The following is a 20,446-nucleotide window of genomic DNA, read 5'->3' as shown; positions in this document are numbered from 1 at the left end:
TTTTATCGGGATGCAGATCAGATTTTCGGTGGGCCGGGGTAGCCGCAATGCGCCCAGGACTCGGGGCGGAAATACCAGGCCATGATCACCAGCTTGAGCAACGAGCCCTGGCCCATGCGCAGCAGGTTCAGGTAGCTGTTTTCCCAACGGTGCAGGAAGTTGCGGATCTGTTCGCCGCTGGCGTTTTCCCAGCTGCCCCACACCCCGGTCAGCGGCCCACGGGTCACGGCCATGCCCAATACGTCGAACAGTTGCTGGGTCAGCTTGAACATCTCGGGCGACAGGTGTTGCAGGCTGAAGTCGAGCTTTTTCAGGGTGTCGTCGATGCCGGCCACCACTATCTCGGCGCTGGCCACGCCCTCCAGCAGCACCGGAATCACTGCCCGCAAAAACGGCAGGTCACTGCTGCGCAACATCGCAAAGCCGCTGGCCGGGGTGCTGCTGGAGCAGCCGCTGAGGCTGGCGCCCAGCCCGGCGGTGGCCAGGAAAGCACTGGCGCACAGGCCGAGTTTCAAGACGCCGCGCCGTGACAGCGCGGGTGATTCAGTCAGGCTAGGGTTCATTCTTATTGTTATCCCGGTGATGGGTTTGTTAGCGGACGAACAGCTTCTGGATCAACTTCTGGATGGATTTGCCGTAGGGCGGGTAAATCAGCTTGGCCGCGTTCAGGCGTTGCTTGATCAGCACGCCCTTGGCCTTGCTGAAGGTCAGGAAACCTTCATGACCGTGGTAATGGCCCATGCCCGACGGGCCGATGCCGCCGAAGGGCATGTCGTCCTGGGCTACGTGCAGCAACGTGTCGTTCAGGCACACGCCGCCGGAATGGGTTTCGTGCAGTACGCGGTTCTGTTCCGCCTTGTCGTAGCCGAAGTAATACAGCGCCAGTGGGCGAGGGCGCTGATTGATGTAGGCGAAGGCTTGGTCGAGGCCGCGATACGGCACGATCGGCAGCACCGGGCCGAAGATTTCGTCCTGCATCACGGTCATCTCGTCGCTGACATTCAGCAGCAGGCTGTGGGCCATGCGGCGGTCCTGGCCCTGGTCGTACAGTGGGACCAGGGTGGCACCCTTGTCGGTGGCGTCTTTCACGTAGCCGTTGAGCCGGGCCAACTGTCGTTCGTTGATGATGGCGGTGTAGTCCGGGTTGTCGGCCAGGGTCGGATAGAACCCGCGGACCGCCTTGCTGTAGGCCTCGACGAAGCCGTCTACACGGTCTTCCGGCACCAGCACATAGTCCGGCGCCACGCAGGTTTGCCCGGCATTCAGCGCCTTGCCGAAGGCGATGCGTTCGGCGGCGTCCTTGAGCGGCACGTCGGCGGAAACAATCGCCGGTGATTTGCCGCCCAGTTCCAGGGTGACCGGCGTCAGGTGTTCGGCCGCCGCGCGCATCACGTGCTTGCCGATGCTGGTGGCGCCGGTGAACAGCAGGTGGTCGAAGCGCAGCTTGGAAAACGCCATGCCCACTTCAGCCTCGCCGAGCACCACGCACACCAGGTCCTCGGGGAAGATCTTCGCCAGCAGCGCCTTGAGCAACTGGCCGGTGGCGGGGGTGGATTCGCTGAGCTTGAGCATCACCCGGTTGCCGGCCGCCAATGCACCCACCAGCGGGCCGATGGCCAGGTACAACGGGTAGTTCCAGGGCACGATCACCCCGACCACACCCAGGGGTTGATAGATGACCTTGGCGGACGCGGGCTGGAAGGCAATGCCTACAGCGCGGCGGGAAGGTTTCATCCAGCCCTTGAGGTGTTTGCTGGCGTAGTGAATGCCATGCAGGCTGGGCATCAGTTCGGCGAACAGGGTTTCGTCGGCGCTGCGGTGGCTGAAATCACTGCTGATGGCGTTGATCAGCGCCTGGCGCTCGTCACTCAACAGCTCGCGCAAGGCCTTGAGCCATTGCTGGCGCTGGGCGGCCGGCGGCATCGGGTTGGCGGCGTAGGCTTGGCGCTGGGCGTCGAACAGTTCCTGGAGCTGGTCCAGCGCCTGGGAATCTTGCAGGTAGGCAACGTTGGCAGACATGGCGAAGTTCCCGATTGTTATTGGAATGCTTCAGTTTTTAGAGTCATTGCTCTAAATTGTCAAATAACATTGCACAACGTGCCGATTTATCCGGACAAGGATAGTCCGTAAGATGCCGCCATCACGGGTCTAGAAGTTGATTTCCCATGGCACCACGAGTAAAGACCAGCGAGCGCATTGTGCAAACCAGCCTGGAGCTGTTTAACCAGCAGGGCGAGCGCAGTGTCAGCACCAACCATATCGCTGCCCATATGGAAATTTCCCCGGGCAACCTGTACTACCACTTCCCCAACAAGCAGGCGATTATCGCAGTGCTGTTTCGTGAGTACGAAGCGTTGGTGGACAGCTTCCTGCGCCCGCCCCAGGGCCGTGCGGTGACCGTGGAAGACAAGCGCTTCTACCTGCAGGCGGTGCTGGCCGGCATGTGGCGCTACCGCTTCCTGCACCGCGACCTCGAACACCTGCTGGAAAGCGACCCGGAGCTGGCCACCGGCTACCGGCGGTTCTCCCAGCGTTGCCTGATCCAGGGCGCAGCCATCTACCAGGGGTTTGTCGATGCCGGCATCCTGAACATGGACCCGGTACAAACCGAAGCCCTGACCCTCAACGCCTGGATCATCCTCACCTCGTGGGTGCGCTTCCTGTGCACCACCAATGAAAAGTCCACGCACCTGAGCGCCGAGGCGATCAAGCGCGGGGTGTATCAGGTGCTGGTGCTGGAAGCCGGGTTTATCACCCCCAAGGCCAAGGACGCGGTGGATGCACTGTTTAAAGAGTTTTACGTGCCGTTGAATCAGGCGCTGGAAGAAGTGAAGTAGGATGTTTCCCGAACGCTAACCTAGCCACAGGAGTCAGTCATGCCGCTTGCCCAACTGATCAGCCCCCAGCAACTGGCCGAGCGCCAGAAGTCCGGCGGGCTGGTAATCCTCGATTGCCGCTTTGCCCTGGAAGACCCGGACTACGGCCTGTGCAGCTACGCCGAAGGGCATATCGAAGGGGCGCAGTATGCCGACCTGGAGCGCCACCTCAGCGGGCCGATAATCAAGGGCGTGACCGGTCGCCATCCGTTGCCGGCGCCGGATGCGTTTATCCGGCAACTGCGGGCATGGGGCGTTAACGCCGACAGCGATATCGTTTTGTATGACGACGGCCCCGGTGCCTATGCCGCCCGTGCCTGGTGGCTGCTGGCCTGGCTGGGCAAGCGCGACGGTGTGTTCATCCTCGATGGCGGCCTGAAAGCCTGGCACGCGGCGGGCTTCCCGTTGAGCCTGGATGCGCCGGTGATCGAGCCCGGCACCTTCAGCGGCACGCCGGACAACCACCTGCAATTGGACGCCGAACACCTGCAGAAACGCCTTGGCCAGCCCGGCCTGACCCTGATCGACGCCCGCGCCCAGCCGCGTTTTCGTGGTGAAGTAGAGCCGATCGACCCGGTTGCCGGGCATATCCCCGGCGCGCAATGTGCCGCATTCAATGAAAACCTGGGCAGCGACGGCCGTTTCCTGCCGGCGGACCAGCTCAAGCAACGCTTCGCCGCCAAGCTGCAAGACCGCTCGCCGGATGACCTGGTGGCCTACTGCGGGTCCGGCGTGACTGCCTGCCACAACCTGTTTGCGCTGTGCCTGGCGGGGTACCCGTTGGGCAAGTTGTACGCGGGATCGTGGAGCGAGTGGATCACTGATCCAAAGCGGGAAGTTGCAACAGGCGACTGAGGTCTACCTGACCCGGTCTGATCCAAAGTGTGGGAGCTCCCACATTTTTATCGGCGTTGTGTCAGTAGCCACTCCGGGATTCGCCGTTCCAGGTAGTAAGTTGGCTGCTTCAATGAGCCGTCCACAAACCCGACATGCCCGCCCTTGGCCAGCAGTTCGAACTCGGTGCAATCCGACAGTTCGCTGGCCTCGGGCAGGCTGTGGGCGAACACGAACGGGTCGTCCGCGGCCTGGATGATCAGGGTTGGTGTGCGAATGCCCCCGAGGTAGTAGCGGCTGGAGGCGCGGCGGTAGTAGTCCTCGGCACTGAGGAACCCGTGCAGCGGCGCGGTGACGCGGCCGTCAAAGTCCCAGAACGTGCGCATCTTTTCCAGCGAGCCCAGATCAGCCAGGGTTTTCAGGCCTGCTTCTTGGCCATCCTTTAGAAAACGGCTTTGTTTGACGCGAATATAGGCCAGCATTTCACGCATGAAATGCTTCTGATAAACCCGAGAAAAGCCCAGGCCAATGCGATCGGCGCACTGATCCAGGCGAAACGGTACCGACACGGCGGCCGCGCCTTGCAGCCCGCAGGCTTCACCGGTTTCACCCAAGTGCTTGAGCAGCACATTGCCGCCCAGTGAATACCCCACCGCATACAGCGGCGCCAACGGGCGCTTGGCCCGCAGGTGAGCGATGGTTTCGGCCAGGTCTTCACTGGCGCCGGAATGGTAGCTGCGGGCAAGCAGGTTGGGTTCGCCGGAGCAGCCACGCCAGTTCAGCGCGACGCTGGCCCAGCCTTGGGTTGCGAGGGCTTTTTGCAGGCCGGCTACATAGGGCGAGTTGGACGAGCCGGTCAGCCCGTGCAGTACCAGCACCAGCGGGGTGGTTGCGTCATGCGGCCCATGCCAGTCGAGGTCGAGAAAGTCGCCGTCTGCCAGCCACAGCCGTTCGCGCTGGCGTTCGATGTGCGTGGTTTTGCGCCACAGCGGTCCCCACAGCGTTTGCAGGTGCGGGTTGCCGAGGCCGAAGGCGGGGGAGAAGCGGTCGAGGGGCGGAGTCATGAAATTCTCGGTGCCGAATGGGCTTGCTCCAATCATTGTAGGAGCGAGCTTGCTCGCGAAAAACTCAAGATCACCGCGTTCCCCTGGTTTCCCGCGTCATCGTTAACGATCTTCGCGAGCAAGCTCGCTCCTACACGGTACGTTGCCACAACGCGTAATACACCCGCCCGGATTTCTGCTCGCGGTGCAGGCGCCACGTGCCCGGCAGGCCGAGTGTGGACGGTGCGGTTTCGCTTTCCGTGTAGATCCAGGCATCCGGCGCCAACCACTGACGCTCTTCCAGCAGCGCACATACAGTCGGCAGCAGGTTCTGGTTGAACGGCGGATCAAGAAACACCACGTCAAACTCACGGGCTTCCTGGGTTTCCAGGTAGCGCAACGCATCAGCCGTCTGCACTTGCCCTGTGGTGCAACGCAGCGTGCCCAGGTGTTCCTTGAGGCTGGCGACCGCCACATTGCTGGCATCCAGCGCCTGGCCCAGCGCCGCGCCACGGGACAGCGACTCCAGGAACAGCGCGCCGCTACCCGCGAACGGGTCCAGCACCTTGGCCCCGGCGATATACGGCGCGAGCCAGTTGAACAGGGTTTCACGCACGCGGTCTGGCGTCGGGCGCAGGCCCACGACATCAGGGAAGCTCAGCTTACGGCTGCCCCACTCTCCGCCGATGATGCGCAGTTGGCCCACACCGTTGTGAACGTTGTGGACAGGTTTTTTGGGACGGGATGGACGGGCCATTAATGCTCCGGAACCCCGAGCGGTTGCTCGGCGGGTTTATCAGTGGGGGGCGGTAGTGGCTTTTGCGCAATCGTCGGGCCGGCGGTCACGATGACCATCTTGTCGGCACTCAAATGTTTGTTCAAAGCAGCTTTGACCTGGTCAACGGTCAGCGCCTGGGATTGTTTCATGAAATCTTCCAGGTAGCTCAGCGGCAGGTTGTAGAAACCCATGGCGCCCAGCTGCCCGACGATATCGGCGTTGCTCGCGGTGGACAGCGGGAAGCTGCCGGCCAGTTCGCGCTTGGCGTCATCGAGTTCTTTCTGTGTCGGGCCGGTCTTGAGGTAGTCGGCGAGTACGTCCTGCACCAATCGCAGCGTGCCGGCGCTCATTTCGGCGCGGGTTTGCAGGTTGATCATGAACGGGCCGCGTACCTGCATCGGCGAGAAACCGGAGTATACGCCGTAGGTCAGGCCGCGTTTCTCGCGCACTTCGCTCATCAAACGGGTGCCGAAGCCACCGCCGCCGAGAATCTGGTTACCCAGGGACAGCGCGGCGTAATCCGGGTCGGCACGGTCGATTCCCAGTTGCGCCAGCAGCAGGGTTGTCTGCTTGGACGGGAACTCGATGTGGGTGGTGCCAGCCTTGGGCTCGACCGGTTGGGCGATTTTCGCCAGCGCCGGGCCTTTTGGCAGGGACGCGGAAACCTTGGCGGTCATGGCTTCGGCTTCGGCGCGGGTCAGATCGCCGACTACAGAAATCACTGCGTTGCCGGCGGCGTAGGCCTTGGCGTGGAAGTCCTTCAATTGCGCGAGAGTCACCTTCGGCACGCTCTCGGCGTTGCCTTCGCTCGGATGGGCGTAAGGGTGGTCGCCATAGAGCTGCTTGAACAGCTCGATGCTCGCCAGTTTGCCGGGGTTCTGTTTCTGGTATTCAAAGCCGGCCAGCAGCTGGTTCTTGATCCGCGCCAGAGAGTCTGCCGGGAAGGTCGGCTTGCCGATCACGTCGTCAAACAGTGACAGGGCGGCGTCACGCTTGTCGCTGGCGCTCAGGCTGCGCAGGGAAACCAGCGCCATGTCGCGGTAGGCGCCATTGCTGAAATCAGCACCCAGGCCGTCGAAACCGGCGGCAATCTGGCTGACGTCCTTGCCCGGCACGCCTTCGTTGAGCATTGCGTTGGTCAACAGCGCCAGGCCTGGTGTTGCGCCGTCCTGGCTGCTGCCGGCGGCGAACAGGATGCGCATGTCGAACATCGGCAGTTCATGGGCTTCGACGAACAGCACCTTGGCGCCTTCGGCGGTGGTCCAGGTTTGCACGTCGAGCTTGCGGTTGGTCGGCGCCTTGTCGTCCAGCTCGGCCAGGGATTGCAGCTTGTTGGCGGACTTGGCCTGCTCCAGCGCCTGGCTGGCGACGGATTCGCTGGGGCGCAGCAAATACACCGCGCAGGCAGCAGCCAAAGTCACCACGATCAGGCCGGGCAGCACCAGGCGGTTGTTTTTACGTTCACTCATGAGCGGTCTCCTCAGGCAAGACATGGGCGACGCTGAGACGTTCGCGGGTGAAATAGGTGCGTGCAGCTTTCTGGATATCTTCGGCGGTGACGCTTTGCAGCTCGGCCAGCTCGGTGTCCATGAGTTTCCAGGACAGGCCCACCGTCTCCAGGGAGCCGATGGCAGTGGCCTGGCTGGTAATCGAGTCGCGCTGGTAAACCACGCCGGCGATGACCTGGGCGCGGATACGCTCCAGTTCTTCAGCGCTCGGTGGCTTGGCCTTCAGCTCATCCAGCAGGCGCCAAAGGCCGGCTTCAGCCTGGGCCACGGTCTTTTTCTTTTGCAGGTTCGGTGTGGCAGTCAGGGTGAACAGGCTGTCACCGCGGGTGTAGGCGTCGTAGCTCGACGAGCCGCCGGACACCAGCTCTTCGCCGCGCTCCAGTTGTGTCGAGATGCGCGCGCTGTAGCCGCCGTCCAGCAGGGCCGAGATCAGGCGCAGGGCGTTGACCGAGCGTTTGTCTTCAGCGGTGGCCAGGCTCGGCACGTTGAAACCCAGGATCACGCTCGGCAGTTTGGTCTGTACATGCATAGTCAGCAGGCGTTCACCGGGCTCGGCCAGCTCCAGCGGGATTTTCGCCGGGGGGACGTCGCGTTTGGGGATCGGGCCGAAATAGCGCTGGGCCAGGGTTTTGACTTCATCCGGGGTTACGTCGCCCACCACTACCAGGGTGGCGTTGTTCGGCACGTACCAGGATTGGTACCAGTGGCGCAGCTCTTCAACCTTCATGCGGTCCAGGTCGGCCATCCAGCCGATGGTCGGCGTGTGGTAGCCGCTGGCCGGGTAGGCCATGGCCTTGAAGCGCTCATAGGCCTTGGACATAGGGTTGTCGTCGGTGCGCATCCGGCGCTCTTCCTTGATCACCTCGATCTCGCGGCTGAACTCGTCGGCCGGCAGGCGCAGGCTGGCCATGCGGTCGGCTTCCAGCTCGAAGGCGACACCCAGGCGGTCACGGGCGAGCACTTGGTAGTAGGCGGTGTAGTCATCACTGGTGAAGGCGTTTTCTTCGGCACCCAGGTCACGCAGGATCAACGAAGCCTCGCCGGGGCCGACCTTGGCGCTGCCTTTGAACATCATGTGTTCCAGGGCGTGGGACAAACCGGTCTGGCCCGGGGTTTCGTAGCTGGAGCCCACCTTGTACCAGACCTGGGAAACCACCACCGGGGCGCGATGGTCTTCGCGCACGACGACCTTGAGGCCGTTGTCCAGGGTGAATTCGTGGGTGGGTTGTGGGTCGGCAGCCAAAGCTGAAAGGGGCAGACAAACTGTGCTGAGCAGCAGGCCTGCGGCGCGGCGGGCTAGAGCATTCATTCGTTTTTAAACCTGTTGGGCTGCCCGCTTGGTCTTAGCGTCGGCGGGCGAGGAGGTGCTAGGATACTGGTCCGACCTAGGGACGGCCACTATGGCTGTCTTGTTAAGGCTCTATTTAGGCCTTACAAAATGTTGCGCATGAACGAGCTGGCTAAAAAACAGTCTGTTACGCATCGAATTTTATTTACCGGCACGCCCCCTGGCGCGTCGCTACCTTGAGATAGCCGTCTCCATGTTTGGTTCCAACGACGACAAGAAGACCCCAGCTGCGGCTGGCGAGAAAAAAGGCCTGTTCGGATGGCTGCGCAAAAAGCCGCAGGAAACCGTCGTCGAACAGCCGCAGGTTCAAGCTGAACCGATCCCCGAATCCATAGTAGAAGCCGAACCGGTTGCCGAAACACCGGCCCCGGTGGTGTTGCCGATGGCCGAGCCGGTGTTGCAGCCGGTGGTTGAGCCAGAACCTGCGCCAGAGCCAGAGCACAAGCCATGGCTGGTGTTGCCGGTGGCAGAAGAGCCTGTAGCACTGGTTGAAGACGAGCTGGCCGAGCATGTGGCGCCGCCGATTCCGGCCCTCGTGGAGCCTGCGCCCGTTGTGGTCCAGGCGCCGCCAGTGGTTGAGGTGCCTGCACCGATGGTTGCCGAACCTGTTCCGGTCGCCGTCGCCGCGCCAGCAGTCATCGAAGAGCCTGCTGTTCCTGCCGAAACCGGCAAGACCGGTTTCTTCGCCCGCCTCAAGCAAGGCCTGAGCAAGACCAGCGCCAGCATCGGCGAAGGCATGGCCAGCCTGTTCCTCGGCAAAAAGACCATCGATGACGAGCTGCTGGAGGACATCGAAACCCGCCTGCTGACGGCCGACGTGGGCGTCGAAGCCACCGCCGTGATCATCCAGAGCCTGACCCAGAAGGTCGCGCGCAAGCAGCTGACCGACGCCGATGCGCTCTACAAGTCGCTGCAGGCCGAGCTGGCCAACATGCTCAAGCCGGTGGAAGCGCCGCTGATCATCGATACGCAGAAAAAGCCGTTTGTGATCCTGGTGGTTGGCGTCAACGGCGCCGGCAAGACCACCACCATCGGCAAGCTGGCGAAGAAGCTGCAACTGGAAGGCAAGAAAGTCATGCTCGCCGCCGGTGACACCTTCCGTGCCGCCGCCGTGGAGCAATTGCAGGTCTGGGGCGAGCGCAACAAGATCCCGGTCATCGCCCAGCACACCGGCGCCGATTCGGCCTCGGTGATCTTCGATGCGGTGCAGGCCGCCAAGGCGCGCAACATCGATGTGCTGATCGCCGATACCGCCGGTCGCTTGCACACCAAAGACAACCTGATGGAAGAGCTGAAGAAAGTTCGCCGCGTGATCGGCAAGCTCGACGCCGACGCGCCCCACGAGGTGTTGCTGGTGCTGGACGCCGGTACCGGCCAGAACGCCATCAGCCAGGCCAAACAATTCCACCAGACGGTCCAGCTGACCGGCCTGGCATTGACTAAGCTCGACGGCACGGCCAAGGGCGGTGTGATCTTCGCCCTGGCGAAGCAGTTCGGGTTGCCGATTCGTTACATCGGCGTCGGTGAAGGCATCGACGACCTGCGCACTTTTGAAGCCGAACCCTTTGTACAGGCACTGTTTGCCGAGCGGGAGCGTTCATGATTCGTTTCGAACAGGTCGGTAAACGCTACGCCAACGGGCATGTCGGCTTGCATGAGCTGAGTTTCCGGGTGCGTCGCGGCGAATTCTTGTTTGTGACCGGCCATTCGGGTGCCGGTAAAAGTACCTTGTTGCGCCTGCTGCTGGCCATGGAGCGCCCAACCACCGGCAAACTGCTGCTGGCGGGCCAGGACCTGGCAACCATCAGCAACGCACAGATTCCATTCCTGCGCCGGCAGATCGGCGTGGTGTTCCAGAACCACCAGTTGCTGTTCGATCGCACGGTGTTCAACAACATCGCCTTGCCGTTGCAGATTCTCGGTCTGTCCAAGGCCGAAATCGTCAAGCGCGTGGATTCGGCCCTGGAACGCGTGGCGCTGTCGGACAAGACCGACCTGTACCCAGGCGACCTGTCCACCGGCCAGCAACAGCGCGTCGGCATCGCCCGCGCCATCGTCCATCGCCCGGCCTTGCTGCTGGCGGACGAACCCACCGGTAACCTCGACCCGCGCCTGGCCGCAGAAATCATGGGCGTGTTCGAAGACATCAACCGCCTGGGCACCAGCGTGCTGATCGCCAGTCACGACCTGGCGCTGATCGCCCGCATGCGCCACCGCATGCTGACCCTGCAACGCGGCCGCCTGATCGGTGACGGGGAGGCTGGGGTATGAGTGCAACACGCAGCCCGAAGGTTTCCGAGCGCGTCGCGCCAAAGGCGGCCGACCCGCAGCCACAGAAGAAAAAACGCGACGAAGACGATGGCCCGGATTTCGGCACCCTGGTGCATGCCTGGATCGAAAGCCACCGTGCCAGCCTGGTAGACAGCCTGCGCCGCCTCGGCAAGCAGCCGATCGGCAGCTTTTTTACCTGCCTGGTCATGGCCGTGGCCTTGAGCCTGCCCATGGGCTTGTCATTGCTGCTGAACAATGTCGAGCGCCTTGGCGGTTCGTGGCAGCGGGCGGCGCAGATTTCCCTGTACCTGAACCTGGATGCCAGCGCCCAGGACGGTGAGTCCCTGCGCGACCAGATCAAGGGCATTCCGGGTGTGGCCGAGGCTGAGTACATCAGCCGCGATCAAGCCCTGGAAGAGTTCCAGCAACAGTCCGGCCTGGGCGAGGCGCTCAAGGAGTTGCCGCAAAACCCGCTGCCGGGCGTGGTGCTGGTCACCCCGAACGAGGTCGACAAGACCACCCTGGAAGCCCTGCGACAAAAACTCGCAGAGCTGCCGAAGGTCCAACAGGCACAACTTGATCTAGTCTGGGTAGAGCGGTTGGCCGCGATTCTCAAGCTGGGCGACCGGTTTGTGTTCGGCCTGACGGTGTTGCTGGTGTCTGCATTACTTTTGGTGATAGGCAATACCATTCGTCTTCATATTGAAAACCGCCGCACCGAGATAGAAGTGATTAAACTCGTCGGCGGCACTGACAGCTATGTGCGTCGGCCTTTTCTGTACATGGGCGCGCTGTATGGCTTCGGTGCGGGAATTTTGTCCTGGGGCGTACTGGCTTTTGGCCTGAACTGGCTGAACGACGCGGTGGTGGGGCTTGCCGGTTTGTACGGCAGCGATTTTGCCCTGGCCGGCGTGCCGGCAGCCGATGGTCTGTCATTGTTGCTTGGGGCAGTGCTCTTGGGGTATATCGGTGCTTGGATTGCGGTCGCACGGCATTTACGTGAGCTGGCACCGAAGTAGTTAATGTCAGGGTAATGTGGTTTCGTTTGTATTGACCGTATCAGTGGTTTAGGGAACTTGTCCTACGGTTCCCGGTCAATTTTCGCAGTGCTGAACTGCACGAGTTATGTGAGTCGGAGGTTTTTTCGTATGACCACTTCTTTGCAACCTGCTTATGCTCTGGTCCCGGGTGCGAACCTGGAGGCCTATGTGCACACGGTCAACAGCATTCCATTGCTGACGCCCGAGCAGGAGCGTGAACTGGCCGAGAGTCTCTACTATGAGCAGGATTTGGGGGCGGCTCGGCAGATGGTGCTCGCCCACCTGCGTTTTGTCGTACATATCGCCCGTAGCTATAGCGGCTACGGCCTGGCCCAGGCTGACCTGATTCAGGAAGGCAACGTTGGCCTGATGAAAGCCGTGAAGCGCTTCAACCCGGAAATGGGTGTGCGCCTGGTGTCGTTTGCTGTGCACTGGATCAAGGCGGAAATTCACGAATTCATCCTGCGCAACTGGCGCATCGTGAAAGTCGCGACCACCAAGGCCCAGCGCAAACTGTTCTTCAACCTGCGCAGCCAGAAGAAACGCCTGGCGTGGCTGAACAACGAAGAAGTGCATCGCGTGGCCGAAAGCCTTGGCGTAGAGCCACGTGAAGTGCGCGAGATGGAAAGTCGCCTGACCGGCCATGACATGGCCTTCGACCCGGCCGCCGAAGCGGACGACGACAGCGCCTTCCAATCGCCGGCCAACTATCTGGAAGACCACCGGTACGACCCGGCGCGTCAGCTGGAAGATGCCGACTGGAGCGACAACTCCAATCACAACCTGCACGAAGCGCTGGAAGTGCTGGACGACCGCAGCCGTGACATTCTCTACCAGCGCTGGTTGGCAGAAGAAAAAGCCACGCTGCACGACCTGGCGCAGAAGTACAACGTGTCGGCCGAGCGGATTCGTCAGCTCGAGAAGAGTGCGATGAACAAGCTGAAACTGTCGATCGCCGCCTGACACAGGTAGCTAGGACAGCGCGATCGAAATGTGGGAGCGGGCTTGCTCGCGAAAGCGGTGGATCAGTCACCTAAGGTATTGACTGGCACACCGCTTTCGCGAGCAAGCCCGCTCCCACATTTGTTTTGTGGGGTGTCAGTCAGCCCAAGGCGCCTTGCGCGAGTTGTTCAGCTCATTCAAATAGCTGTCGCCACCCAACTGACTCATCTGCTGCCGAATCCACGCCGCCCGTCGCGCGACATACGACGTTGGATGGCTGGCACTCCACACCCGCGGATTAGGCAGCACCGCCGCCAGGTAGCTGGCCTGCTGGCGGGTCAGCGCCTTGGCGCTCACGCCAAAGTGATGCCGGGCCGCCGCTTCGGCGCCGAACACGCCTTCATCCCACTCCACGCTGTTGAGGTACACCTCAAGAATTCGCTGCTTGGGCCAGAGAATCTCGATCAGCCCGGTAAACCAGGCTTCCAGGCCCTTGCGGAAATAGCTGCGGCCGGTCCACAAAAACAGATTCTTCGACACCTGCTGGCTCAAGGTGCTGGCGCCGCGAATCGAACCGCCGCGCTCGTTATGCAGCAACGCCGCCTGGATCGCGTCGAAATCAAAACCCCAATGTTGCGGGAAGCGCTGGTCTTCGCCGGCCATCACCGCCACTTTCAGTTCGTCGGAGATCTGATCCCACGGCACCCACGTGCGCTGTACGTCAATCGGCTCGCCGTCGACCCAGGACTCGACCTTGCGCTCAACCATCAGCGCAGTGCCCGGTGGTGGCACGAAACGGAACAGCAGCACCAGCAGCACGCTGCCGATGGCAAACCACTTGAGGGCTTTGAGAAAACGCTTGAAGAGGAGACGCAGCATAGAGATGGCTTGGCCGAACCCGTTGAGCGGGCCATTATACAGACCCTGCCCCCTGAGTCTGACTGGAGTTCCTCATGTTGCGTGGCTTTCTGATGCTGGCTGCCTTTTTCGGTTTCACCGGCGTCGCCCTGGGTGCGTTTGCCGCCCACGGCCTGAAAAACCGCCTGAGCGCCGAGTACCTGGCGATTTTCCACACCGGCGTGACCTACCAGTTGGTGCACACCCTGGCGCTGTTCGGCGTGGCACTGCTGGCGGCGCACATCCCGGGCAGGCTGGTGACGTGGGCGGGGGTGTCCTTTGCCGTGGGCATCCTGCTTTTCTCCGGCAGCCTGTATGTGCTGACCATGACCGGCATCAGCAAGCTCGGCATCATCACCCCGTTTGGTGGCCTGGCGTTCCTGCTGGGCTGGTTCTTCCTCGGTTTGGCGGCGTGGCGTCTACAGGCTGCCTGACCAAGGGGCTTGGGCCAGCAACGTCAATCACGCTAGAATGCTGGCCCCTAAAAACGATGGCGGCCCGTGGCATGCGCATTCAGTTGAACGGCGAACCCTTTGAACTGCCCGACGGTGAAACCGTTGCGGCCCTGCTGACCCGTCTGGACTTGACCGGACGCCGCGTCGCAGTGGAGCTCAATCTGGATATCGTCCCGCGTAGCCAGCACGTCGAGACCGCGCTCACCGAGGGTGACCAGGTCGAAGTGGTCCACGCCATCGGCGGCGGCTAGCCGTCCGGCGCTCCAGGGCGCCAACCCGCATTCTGCAGAACCTCACCCCAACTCGAGGATTTCCCATGAGCATCGTTCGTAGCGACAAGCCTTTCGTCCTGGCCGGTCGTACCTTCCAGTCGCGTCTGCTGGTCGGCACCGGCAAGTACCGCGACATGGAAGAAACCCGCCTGGCCATCGAAGCCTCGGGTGCCGAGATCGTTACTTTCGCCGTGCGCCGCACCAACCTTGGCCAGATCGAGGGCGAGCCGAACCTGCTCGAAGTGCTGTCGCCGGATCGCTACACCTTCCTGCCGAACACCGCCGGTTGCTACGACGCCATCGAAGCCGTGCGCACCTGCCGCCTGGCCCGTGAGCTGCTCGACGGCCACAACCTGGTGAAGCTGGAAGTGCTGGCCGACCAGAAAACCCTGTTCCCCAACGTGATCGAAACCCTCAAGGCTGCCGAAACCCTGGTCAAGGAAGGCTTCGACGTGATGGTCTACACCAGTGATGACCCGATCATTGCCCGTCAATTGGCGGAAATCGGCTGCATCGCGGTGATGCCGCTGGCCGGCCTGATCGGTTCCGGCCTGGGCATCTGCAATCCGTACAACCTGCAGATCATCCTTGAAGAAGCCAGGATCCCGGTGCTGGTGGATGCGGGCGTGGGCACTGCCTCCGACGCCACCATCGCCATGGAACTGGGTTGCGATGCGGTGCTGATGAACTCGGCCATCGCCCATGCCCAGCAGCCGATCATGATGGCCGAAGCCATGCAACACGCAATTGTCGCCGGCCGCCTGGCGTACCTCGCCGGGCGCATGCCGAAAAAACTTTACGCCAGCGCCTCCTCGCCGCTGGATGGTCTGATCAAGTAAGAGCCATTGATGACTGAATCAAACGAAACGCCGAACACCCTGGAAGAAGGCGACGAGTCCAAGCACCGCCGCATCAAGAGTTTTGTGATGCGCGCCGGTCGCATGACCGAGGGCCAGCAAAAGGGCCTGGAGCAGGGCACGCCGCTGTTCGTCCTGCCGCTGGCAGACGCGCCGGTGGATTACGACCAGGTGTTTGGCCGCTCGGCACCACGCTCCCTGGAGATTGGCTTCGGCATGGGCCATTCCCTGCTGGAAATGGCCGCGGCTTCGCCGGAGCAGGATTTTATCGGGGTTGAAGTACACCGTCCGGGTGTTGGTGCGCTGCTTAACGGCGTGCTGACTCAGGGCCTGACCAACCTGCGGGTCTACGACTGCGACGCGATCGAAGTGCTCAACCGCTGCATCGCCGACAACAGCCTCGACCGCCTGATGCTGTTCTTCCCGGACCCATGGCACAAGAGCCGCCACCACAAGCGCCGCATCGTCCAGGCTTCCTTCGCGGAACTGGTGCGCAGCAAGCTCAAAGTGGGCGGCATCCTGCACATGGCCACCGACTGGGAACCGTATGCCGAGTACATGCTGGAAGTGATGAACGTCGCCCCTGGCTACCGCAACCTGGCGGAAGACGGCAAATGCGTCCCGCGCCCGGCCGAGCGGCCGATCACCAAGTTCGAACGTCGCGGCGAGCGACTCGGGCATGGGGTTTGGGATTTGAAGTTTGAGAAAGTGGACTGATAAGTCCCAGGCTTGAAATGCAGTAAAAAATGTGGGAGCGGGCTTGCTCGCGAATGCGGTAGATCAGTCGACATTTACGCTGACTGACACACCGCATTCGCGAGCAAGCCCGCTCCCACATTTGTTTTGTGCCGCGCTTAAGGTCAGCGGCGATCCGCCACCACCCCAATCAACACCAGCACCACCAACAACACCGGCGCCAGGCTGTAGTTGTTGAACTGGCTCAACCCGCGAACAATCCACGGCGTGGCATAGATCAGCGCAGCGCCGCTGCCGATCATGCACACCAGCGCCATCAGCGGCACGCGCAGCGCACCCGCGATGCTGCCCAGCCGTGCTTCGACCCAGCCCTTGATGTCGGCGCCAAACAGCACCAGCAGGCAGCCTACCAACGCCAGGGAGATTTCCGACAGGTTGCTACGGCTCCAGCGGGATACGGTGGCGAGCAGGTCGAGTACCAGATCCATTTGATTTCCTTAAGAGCAATCAGCTCAAAAACTTCTGCAGCAGGTCATTGAGAAAGAGTTGCCCGCGGTCGGTGGCCGCCAGGCGTGACGGTTCGACCTGCATCAGGCCACTTTGTTCTGCCTCGCGGCGAGCTTCATCGAGGCTGGCCAGGTCGAGGCCGGTACGCTCGGCGTAAAGCCTGGCTTCGACGCCGTCAGTGAGGCGCAGGGCGTTCATCAGGAACTCGAACGGTAACTCTTCGTTGGTCAGTTCTTTCGCGCCGGCCTGGTAGTTTTTCGCCGGGTTGAGGTAGTCCTTCGGCGCCCGGGTTTTCCAGGTGCGCACGATGCGCCCATCCGGATGGCTGAGCTTGCCGTGGGCGCCGGCACCGATGCCGATAAAATCGCCAAAGCTCCAGTAGTTCAGGTTATGCCGCGCCGGCCGTCCCGGTTGGGCGTAGGCCGAGACTTCGTACTGGGCGTAACCGTGTTCGGCGAGCAACGCCTGGCCGGCTTCCTGGATGTCCCACAGGGTGTCGTCTTCCGGCAGCACGGGCGGCTGGTTCCAGAACACGGTGTTGGGTTCCAGGGTCAGTTGATACCAGGACAGATGCGTGGGCTTTAGGGCAATGGCCTGGCGCAGGTCGCCCAGGGCGTCCTTCAGGGACTGATCGGGCAAACCGTGCATCAAGTCCAGGTTGAAGTTGTCGAACCCGGCCTGGCGCGCCATGCCGGCGGCACGCACGGCTTCGTCACCGTTGTGGATGCGGCCCAGGGCTTCGAGTTTTTCCTGCTGGAAACTCTGGATGCCAATCGACAGCCGATTGATCCCCAGCTTGCGGTACGCCACGAACTTCTCTTGCTCGAAGGTACCGGGGTTGGCTTCCAGGGTGATTTCGATATCGCCGGCAAACGGGATGCGCGCTTCCACGCCCTTGAGCAACCGGCCCAGGGCAACGGCGCTGAACAGGCTCGGGGTGCCGCCGCCGAAAAAGATCGAACTCAGCTCACGGCCGTACACTGCATGCAGGTCCTGATCGAGGTCGGCCAGCAACGCGTCGACGTACTCTTCCTCCGGCAGCACCTTGCTGGCGGTGTGGGAGTTGAAGTCGCAATAGGGGCATTTGCGCACGCACCACGGGATGTGGATATACAGCGCCAGGGGCGGCAGGTGAGACAGGGCCGCCCGAGGTGTTTGCGCGCCACCGAGAATCAGTGGCTGCGCGGAGGTGTTCTGAGTCATTTCAGGCCCAGGCGCTGGCGCAGCAAATCCATTGCGCGGGCGCGGTGGCTGATCTGGTTCTTGTCGGCCGGGCTCAATTCGGCGCTGGAGACATTGCGCTCCGGCACCCAGAACAGCGGGTCGTAGCCAAACCCGTGCTCGCCGCTGGCCGCGTGCAGGATGCGCCCGTGCCACAGGCCTTCACAGAGGATCGGTAATGGATCATCAGCGTGACGGACCAGGGCCAGCACGCAGACGAACTGTGCGCCGCGCATCGCGTCGGGCACGTCCTTGAGGGCGTCGAGCAGCTTGGCGTTGTTGGCCGCGTCGCCTTTACCGTCGGCGTAACGTGCCGAGTAGATGCCAGGCGCGCCGCCCAGGAAGTCCACGGCCAGGCCCGAATCGTCAGCCAGTGCCGGCAGGCCGGAAATACGCGCGGCGTTGCGGGCCTTGAGGATGGCGTTCTCGACAAACGACAGGCCGGTCTCTTCCGGCTCTACCTGGCTGAACTCGCCAATCGAGCGCAGTTGCACCGAGTCGCCGAGCATGGCCTGGAGTTCTTTGAGCTTGCCGGCGTTATGGCTGGCCAGTACGAGTTGAGTAAGGTTCATCATTGCGCCGGAAACAGTTCCTGGTTGAAACTGAAACCGTGGGCTTTGCCACCGGTTTCAACGTTGATGGTGAAAATCTTGGTTTCCTGCTGCGGCACCGGGTACTGGGCGACGTAAAGCGTAGAACCTTTCTGGGTGATTTTCTTGAACGTCAGCATCTCGCTCTTGCCGCCCAGATCCTTGATTGTGCCGGTAACGGTGGCGTCTATCGATTCGACGCCCTTGTTTACGAACACATTGATCATGCCCAGCTCTTTGCTGCGTACGATCCCGGCTTCCTGAGCCATTTCCGGCGTCAGGAAGCTGGTGGTCAGGGTGTTGTAGTGCACCGTGATATCGCCGAATTCTTTCTGACGATTACCATCGATAACATCCGCCGCCATAGCGCTGACGCTCAGGCACGCGGTGAGTAGAAAAACAGCCAGGCGACTCATGATCGTCCTCCTTGAAAATGGTTAGACGGCAATCTGGTGGTCCGTCAGGCCCGGGCTGCTGACCCGGTAGATCCCGATCTCACCCAGCAGGTTGGGCCATAGCTTACTCGCCCAGCCGTGACGATGCTGTTGATCGACGGCAAGGCGGTTGATGACTTTGGCTTCGCGCTCGCCGCACAGCGCTTCGAAGTCTTCAAAGGTGCAGAAGTGGATGTTGGGCGTGTTGTACCAGGTGTACGGCAGGAAGTCCGACACCGGCATGCGGCCCTTGGTGGCCAGGTACCAGCGGCAGCGCCAGTGGCCGAAATTGGGGAAAGTAATGATGCACTGGCGGCCGACGCGCAACATTTCGTCGAGGATCCGGTCCGGGTAGTGCACGGCTTGCAGGGCCTGGGTCATGACCACGATGTCGAAGCTGTTGCTGGCAAAGTTGCCGAGGCCCTTGTCCAGGTCCTGCTCGATCACGTTGATGCCCTTGGCCACGCACTGGGCGATGTTGTCCGGGTCGTTTTCCAGGCCATAGCCGGTGACTTGCTTGTTGTCGCGCAGCCAGCTCAGCAGTTCGCCATCGCCGCAACCCAAGTCGAGCACGCGGCTGCCGGCGGGGATCCAGTCTTGGATGATTTCCAGGTCGGCTCTCATGGCGTTCTCACAGTGCTATTCGGTTCATGTAGTTGCTGAAGGCCTGCAGGTAGCGCGGGATCGGGATCAGGAAGGCGTCGTGGCCTTGCGGTGCGTCGATCTCCAAGTAGCAGACGTCTTTCTTGGCGGCCATCAGCGCATCCACCAATTCCCGCGAGCGGGCCGGGGAAAAGCGCCAGTCGGTGGTGAACGACATCACGCAGAACTTGGCGGTGGCCGCCTCGAAGGTGCGCGCCAGGTCATCGTCGAAATTCGCCGCCGGGTCGAAGTAGTCCAGGGCCTTGGTCATCAGCAGGTAGGTGTTGGCGTCGAAACGCCCGGAAAACTCCTCGCCTTGATAACGCAGGTAGCTCTCGACCTGGAATTCGACGCTGTGGAAGTCGTAGTTGAGCTTCTCGCTCTTGAGGCCACGGCCGAATTTCTCGCCCATGGAGTCATCCGACAGGTAGGTGATGTGCCCGACCATGCGCGCGAGCATCAGCCCGCGCTTGGGGATCACGCCCGCTTCCTGGAACGAACCGCCGTGGAACTCCGGGTCGGTGAGGATCGCCTGGCGCGCCACTTCGTTGAAGGCGATGTTCTGCGCCGACAGCTTGGGGGCCGAGGCGATGGCCAGGCAATGGCGCACGCGGTCCGGGTAGGTGATGGTCCATTGCAGGGCCTGCATGCCGCCCAGGCTGCCGCCGATCACGGCGGCCCATTGGGCGATGCCCAGAACGTCGGCCAGGCGCGCCTGGCTGTGCACCCAGTCTTCCACGGTCAGTACCGGGAAATCGGCGCCAAACGGCTTGCCGGTTTCCGGGTTGAGGCTGCTGGGGCCGGTGGAGCCGTTGCAGCCGCCGAGGTTGTTCAGGCTGACCACGAAGAACTTGTTGGTGTCGATGGGCTTGCCGGGGCCGATGCAGCTGTCCCACCAGCCGGGCTTGCGCTCGTCCATGCTGTGGAAACCCGCAGCGTGGTGGTGGCCGGACAGGGCGTGGCAGATCAGCACGGCGTTGCTGGCCGTGGCGTTCAGTTGGCCGTAGGTTTCATAGATCAGGTCGTAGGCGGGCAGCGAACGGCCGCAGGCCAGGGCCAGCGGTTCGCTGAAGTGCGCCACTTGGGGCACGACCAGTCCAACAGAATCGGGGGGGAAGGCAGTTGGCATCGACCCTGCTCTCGTTTAAATGAGGCGTAAGTCTAAAGACCGCTGCACCCAGCGGCAAGCAAAGGCCTGCGGCTGGTGTTTTTAAGGCTTTTTGTGGCGAGGAAGC

23 protein-coding genes are annotated in these 20,446 nt (G+C 62.0%); 10 read left to right on the top strand and 13 right to left on the bottom strand.

Going from position 1 to position 20,446, the window contains the following annotated elements; all coding sequences use genetic code 11:
• Positions 1-17: 17 nt before the first annotated feature.
• The gene (locus tag HYE77_RS06135) at positions 18-563 is read right to left on the bottom strand and encodes a twin-arginine translocation pathway signal protein (protein WP_177009092.1); all 546 of its coding nucleotides are present in this window, start codon (positions 561-563) and stop codon (positions 18-20) included.
• Between the two features lie 28 nt (positions 564-591).
• A complete protein-coding gene (locus HYE77_RS06130; RefSeq protein WP_134327473.1) occupies positions 592-2,019 on the bottom strand; it encodes a coniferyl aldehyde dehydrogenase in 1,428 nt (475 codons plus the stop codon).
• A gap of 146 nt (positions 2,020-2,165) precedes the next feature.
• Between HYE77_RS06130 and HYE77_RS06125 the strand changes: the two genes are divergently transcribed.
• The gene (locus tag HYE77_RS06125; protein WP_003213791.1) at positions 2,166-2,837 is read left to right on the top strand and encodes a TetR/AcrR family transcriptional regulator; all 672 of its coding nucleotides are present in this window, start codon (positions 2,166-2,168) and stop codon (positions 2,835-2,837) included.
• Between the two features lie 39 nt (positions 2,838-2,876).
• Positions 2,877-3,731 (top strand): sulfurtransferase, encoded by an 855-nt coding sequence (locus HYE77_RS06120; protein WP_087693253.1) that lies wholly within the window; start codon positions 2,877-2,879, stop codon positions 3,729-3,731.
• A 47-nt stretch (positions 3,732-3,778) separates the two neighbouring features.
• Here HYE77_RS06120 and HYE77_RS06115 read toward each other — a convergent pair whose 3' ends face one another.
• From HYE77_RS06115 to HYE77_RS06100, 4 genes are all read right to left on the bottom strand, one after another.
• Positions 3,779-4,774 (bottom strand): hydrolase, encoded by a 996-nt coding sequence (locus tag HYE77_RS06115; RefSeq protein ID WP_177068563.1) that lies wholly within the window; start codon positions 4,772-4,774, stop codon positions 3,779-3,781.
• 130 nt (positions 4,775-4,904) lie between these two features.
• Positions 4,905-5,510 (bottom strand): 16S rRNA (guanine(966)-N(2))-methyltransferase RsmD, encoded by a 606-nt coding sequence (rsmD, locus tag HYE77_RS06110; RefSeq protein ID WP_003213788.1) that lies wholly within the window; start codon positions 5,508-5,510, stop codon positions 4,905-4,907.
• Positions 5,510-7,000, bottom strand: coding sequence for a pitrilysin family protein (locus HYE77_RS06105; protein WP_003213787.1), 1,491 nt, complete (start codon positions 6,998-7,000; stop codon positions 5,510-5,512). Before HYE77_RS06105 ends, rsmD begins: the two co-directional genes overlap by 1 nt.
• Positions 6,993-8,348 (bottom strand): pitrilysin family protein, encoded by a 1,356-nt coding sequence (locus tag HYE77_RS06100; RefSeq protein WP_003213786.1) that lies wholly within the window; start codon positions 8,346-8,348, stop codon positions 6,993-6,995. Before HYE77_RS06100 ends, HYE77_RS06105 begins: the two co-directional genes overlap by 8 nt.
• A gap of 232 nt (positions 8,349-8,580) precedes the next feature.
• On the opposite strand from HYE77_RS06100, the gene ftsY reads away from it, so the two are divergent.
• The 4 genes from ftsY (at position 8,581) to rpoH (ending at position 12,661) form a co-directional block, all read left to right on the top strand.
• On the top strand, positions 8,581-9,990 hold the full coding sequence (gene ftsY / locus HYE77_RS06095) for a signal recognition particle-docking protein FtsY (protein WP_003213785.1): 1,410 nt from the start codon (positions 8,581-8,583) through the stop codon (positions 9,988-9,990).
• Positions 9,987-10,658, top strand: a complete 672-nt coding sequence (gene ftsE, locus HYE77_RS06090) for a cell division ATP-binding protein FtsE (protein WP_003213784.1) — start codon at positions 9,987-9,989, stop codon at positions 10,656-10,658. Before ftsY ends, ftsE begins: the two co-directional genes overlap by 4 nt.
• Positions 10,655-11,677: a permease-like cell division protein FtsX gene (gene ftsX, locus HYE77_RS06085; RefSeq protein ID WP_003213783.1), complete on the top strand. Its 1,023-nt coding sequence runs from the start codon at positions 10,655-10,657 to the stop codon at positions 11,675-11,677. The genes ftsE and ftsX overlap by 4 nt, the downstream gene beginning before the upstream one ends.
• A gap of 129 nt (positions 11,678-11,806) precedes the next feature.
• Positions 11,807-12,661, top strand: a complete 855-nt coding sequence (gene rpoH, locus HYE77_RS06080; RefSeq protein ID WP_003176698.1) for an RNA polymerase sigma factor RpoH — start codon at positions 11,807-11,809, stop codon at positions 12,659-12,661.
• 135 nt (positions 12,662-12,796) lie between these two features.
• Here the strand turns inward: rpoH and mtgA are convergent, their stop codons facing one another.
• Positions 12,797-13,519, bottom strand: coding sequence for a monofunctional biosynthetic peptidoglycan transglycosylase (mtgA, locus tag HYE77_RS06075; protein WP_102370102.1), 723 nt, complete (start codon positions 13,517-13,519; stop codon positions 12,797-12,799).
• 74 nt (positions 13,520-13,593) lie between these two features.
• Here mtgA and HYE77_RS06070 point away from each other — a divergent pair, with 74 nt between their 5' ends.
• The 4 genes from HYE77_RS06070 to trmB all read left to right on the top strand — a co-directional run bounded on the left by HYE77_RS06070 (position 13,594) and on the right by trmB (position 15,838).
• Positions 13,594-13,971, top strand: a complete 378-nt coding sequence (locus tag HYE77_RS06070) for a DUF423 domain-containing protein (protein WP_003213781.1) — start codon at positions 13,594-13,596, stop codon at positions 13,969-13,971.
• A 71-nt stretch (positions 13,972-14,042) separates the two neighbouring features.
• The gene (thiS, locus tag HYE77_RS06065; RefSeq protein WP_177022332.1) at positions 14,043-14,243 is read left to right on the top strand and encodes a sulfur carrier protein ThiS; all 201 of its coding nucleotides are present in this window, start codon (positions 14,043-14,045) and stop codon (positions 14,241-14,243) included.
• Positions 14,244-14,308: 65 nt separating this feature from the next.
• On the top strand, positions 14,309-15,103 hold the full coding sequence (locus tag HYE77_RS06060; RefSeq protein ID WP_003213779.1) for a thiazole synthase: 795 nt from the start codon (positions 14,309-14,311) through the stop codon (positions 15,101-15,103).
• A 9-nt stretch (positions 15,104-15,112) separates the two neighbouring features.
• Positions 15,113-15,838, top strand: coding sequence for a tRNA (guanosine(46)-N7)-methyltransferase TrmB (trmB, locus tag HYE77_RS06055; protein WP_003213778.1), 726 nt, complete (start codon positions 15,113-15,115; stop codon positions 15,836-15,838).
• 143 nt (positions 15,839-15,981) lie between these two features.
• Here the strand turns inward: trmB and HYE77_RS06050 are convergent, their stop codons facing one another.
• From HYE77_RS06050 to HYE77_RS06025, 6 genes are read right to left on the bottom strand one after another with little or no spacing between them, the layout of a single operon-like run.
• Positions 15,982-16,305 carry a DUF3392 domain-containing protein gene (locus HYE77_RS06050; protein WP_003213776.1) on the bottom strand — a complete coding sequence of 108 codons (324 nt, stop codon included), beginning with the start codon at positions 16,303-16,305 and terminating at the stop codon, positions 15,982-15,984.
• Positions 16,306-16,324: 19 nt separating this feature from the next.
• Complete coding sequence (gene hemW, locus HYE77_RS06045; RefSeq protein WP_256347123.1) at positions 16,325-17,527, bottom strand: radical SAM family heme chaperone HemW; 1,203 nt, start codon at positions 17,525-17,527, stop codon at positions 16,325-16,327.
• Positions 17,524-18,120, bottom strand: a complete 597-nt coding sequence (gene rdgB, locus HYE77_RS06040; RefSeq protein ID WP_008434161.1) for an RdgB/HAM1 family non-canonical purine NTP pyrophosphatase — start codon at positions 18,118-18,120, stop codon at positions 17,524-17,526. The genes hemW and rdgB overlap by 4 nt, the downstream gene beginning before the upstream one ends.
• Positions 18,117-18,551, bottom strand: coding sequence for a DUF4426 domain-containing protein (locus HYE77_RS06035; protein WP_003213770.1), 435 nt, complete (start codon positions 18,549-18,551; stop codon positions 18,117-18,119). The genes rdgB and HYE77_RS06035 overlap by 4 nt, the downstream gene beginning before the upstream one ends.
• A gap of 21 nt (positions 18,552-18,572) precedes the next feature.
• Entirely contained in the window at positions 18,573-19,193 is a 621-nt protein-coding gene (gene metW / locus HYE77_RS06030) for a methionine biosynthesis protein MetW (protein ID WP_003213768.1), read from the bottom strand.
• 7 nt (positions 19,194-19,200) lie between these two features.
• The gene (locus HYE77_RS06025; protein ID WP_008434158.1) at positions 19,201-20,340 is read right to left on the bottom strand and encodes a homoserine O-acetyltransferase; all 1,140 of its coding nucleotides are present in this window, start codon (positions 20,338-20,340) and stop codon (positions 19,201-19,203) included.
• Between the last annotated feature and the right edge of the window lie 106 nt (positions 20,341-20,446).

It is taken from the genome of Pseudomonas sp. IPO3774 (assembly GCF_013386835.1).
GTDB lineage: Bacteria > Pseudomonadota > Gammaproteobacteria > Pseudomonadales > Pseudomonadaceae > Aquipseudomonas.
This window is presented reverse-complemented; position numbering and strand designations above follow the sequence as displayed.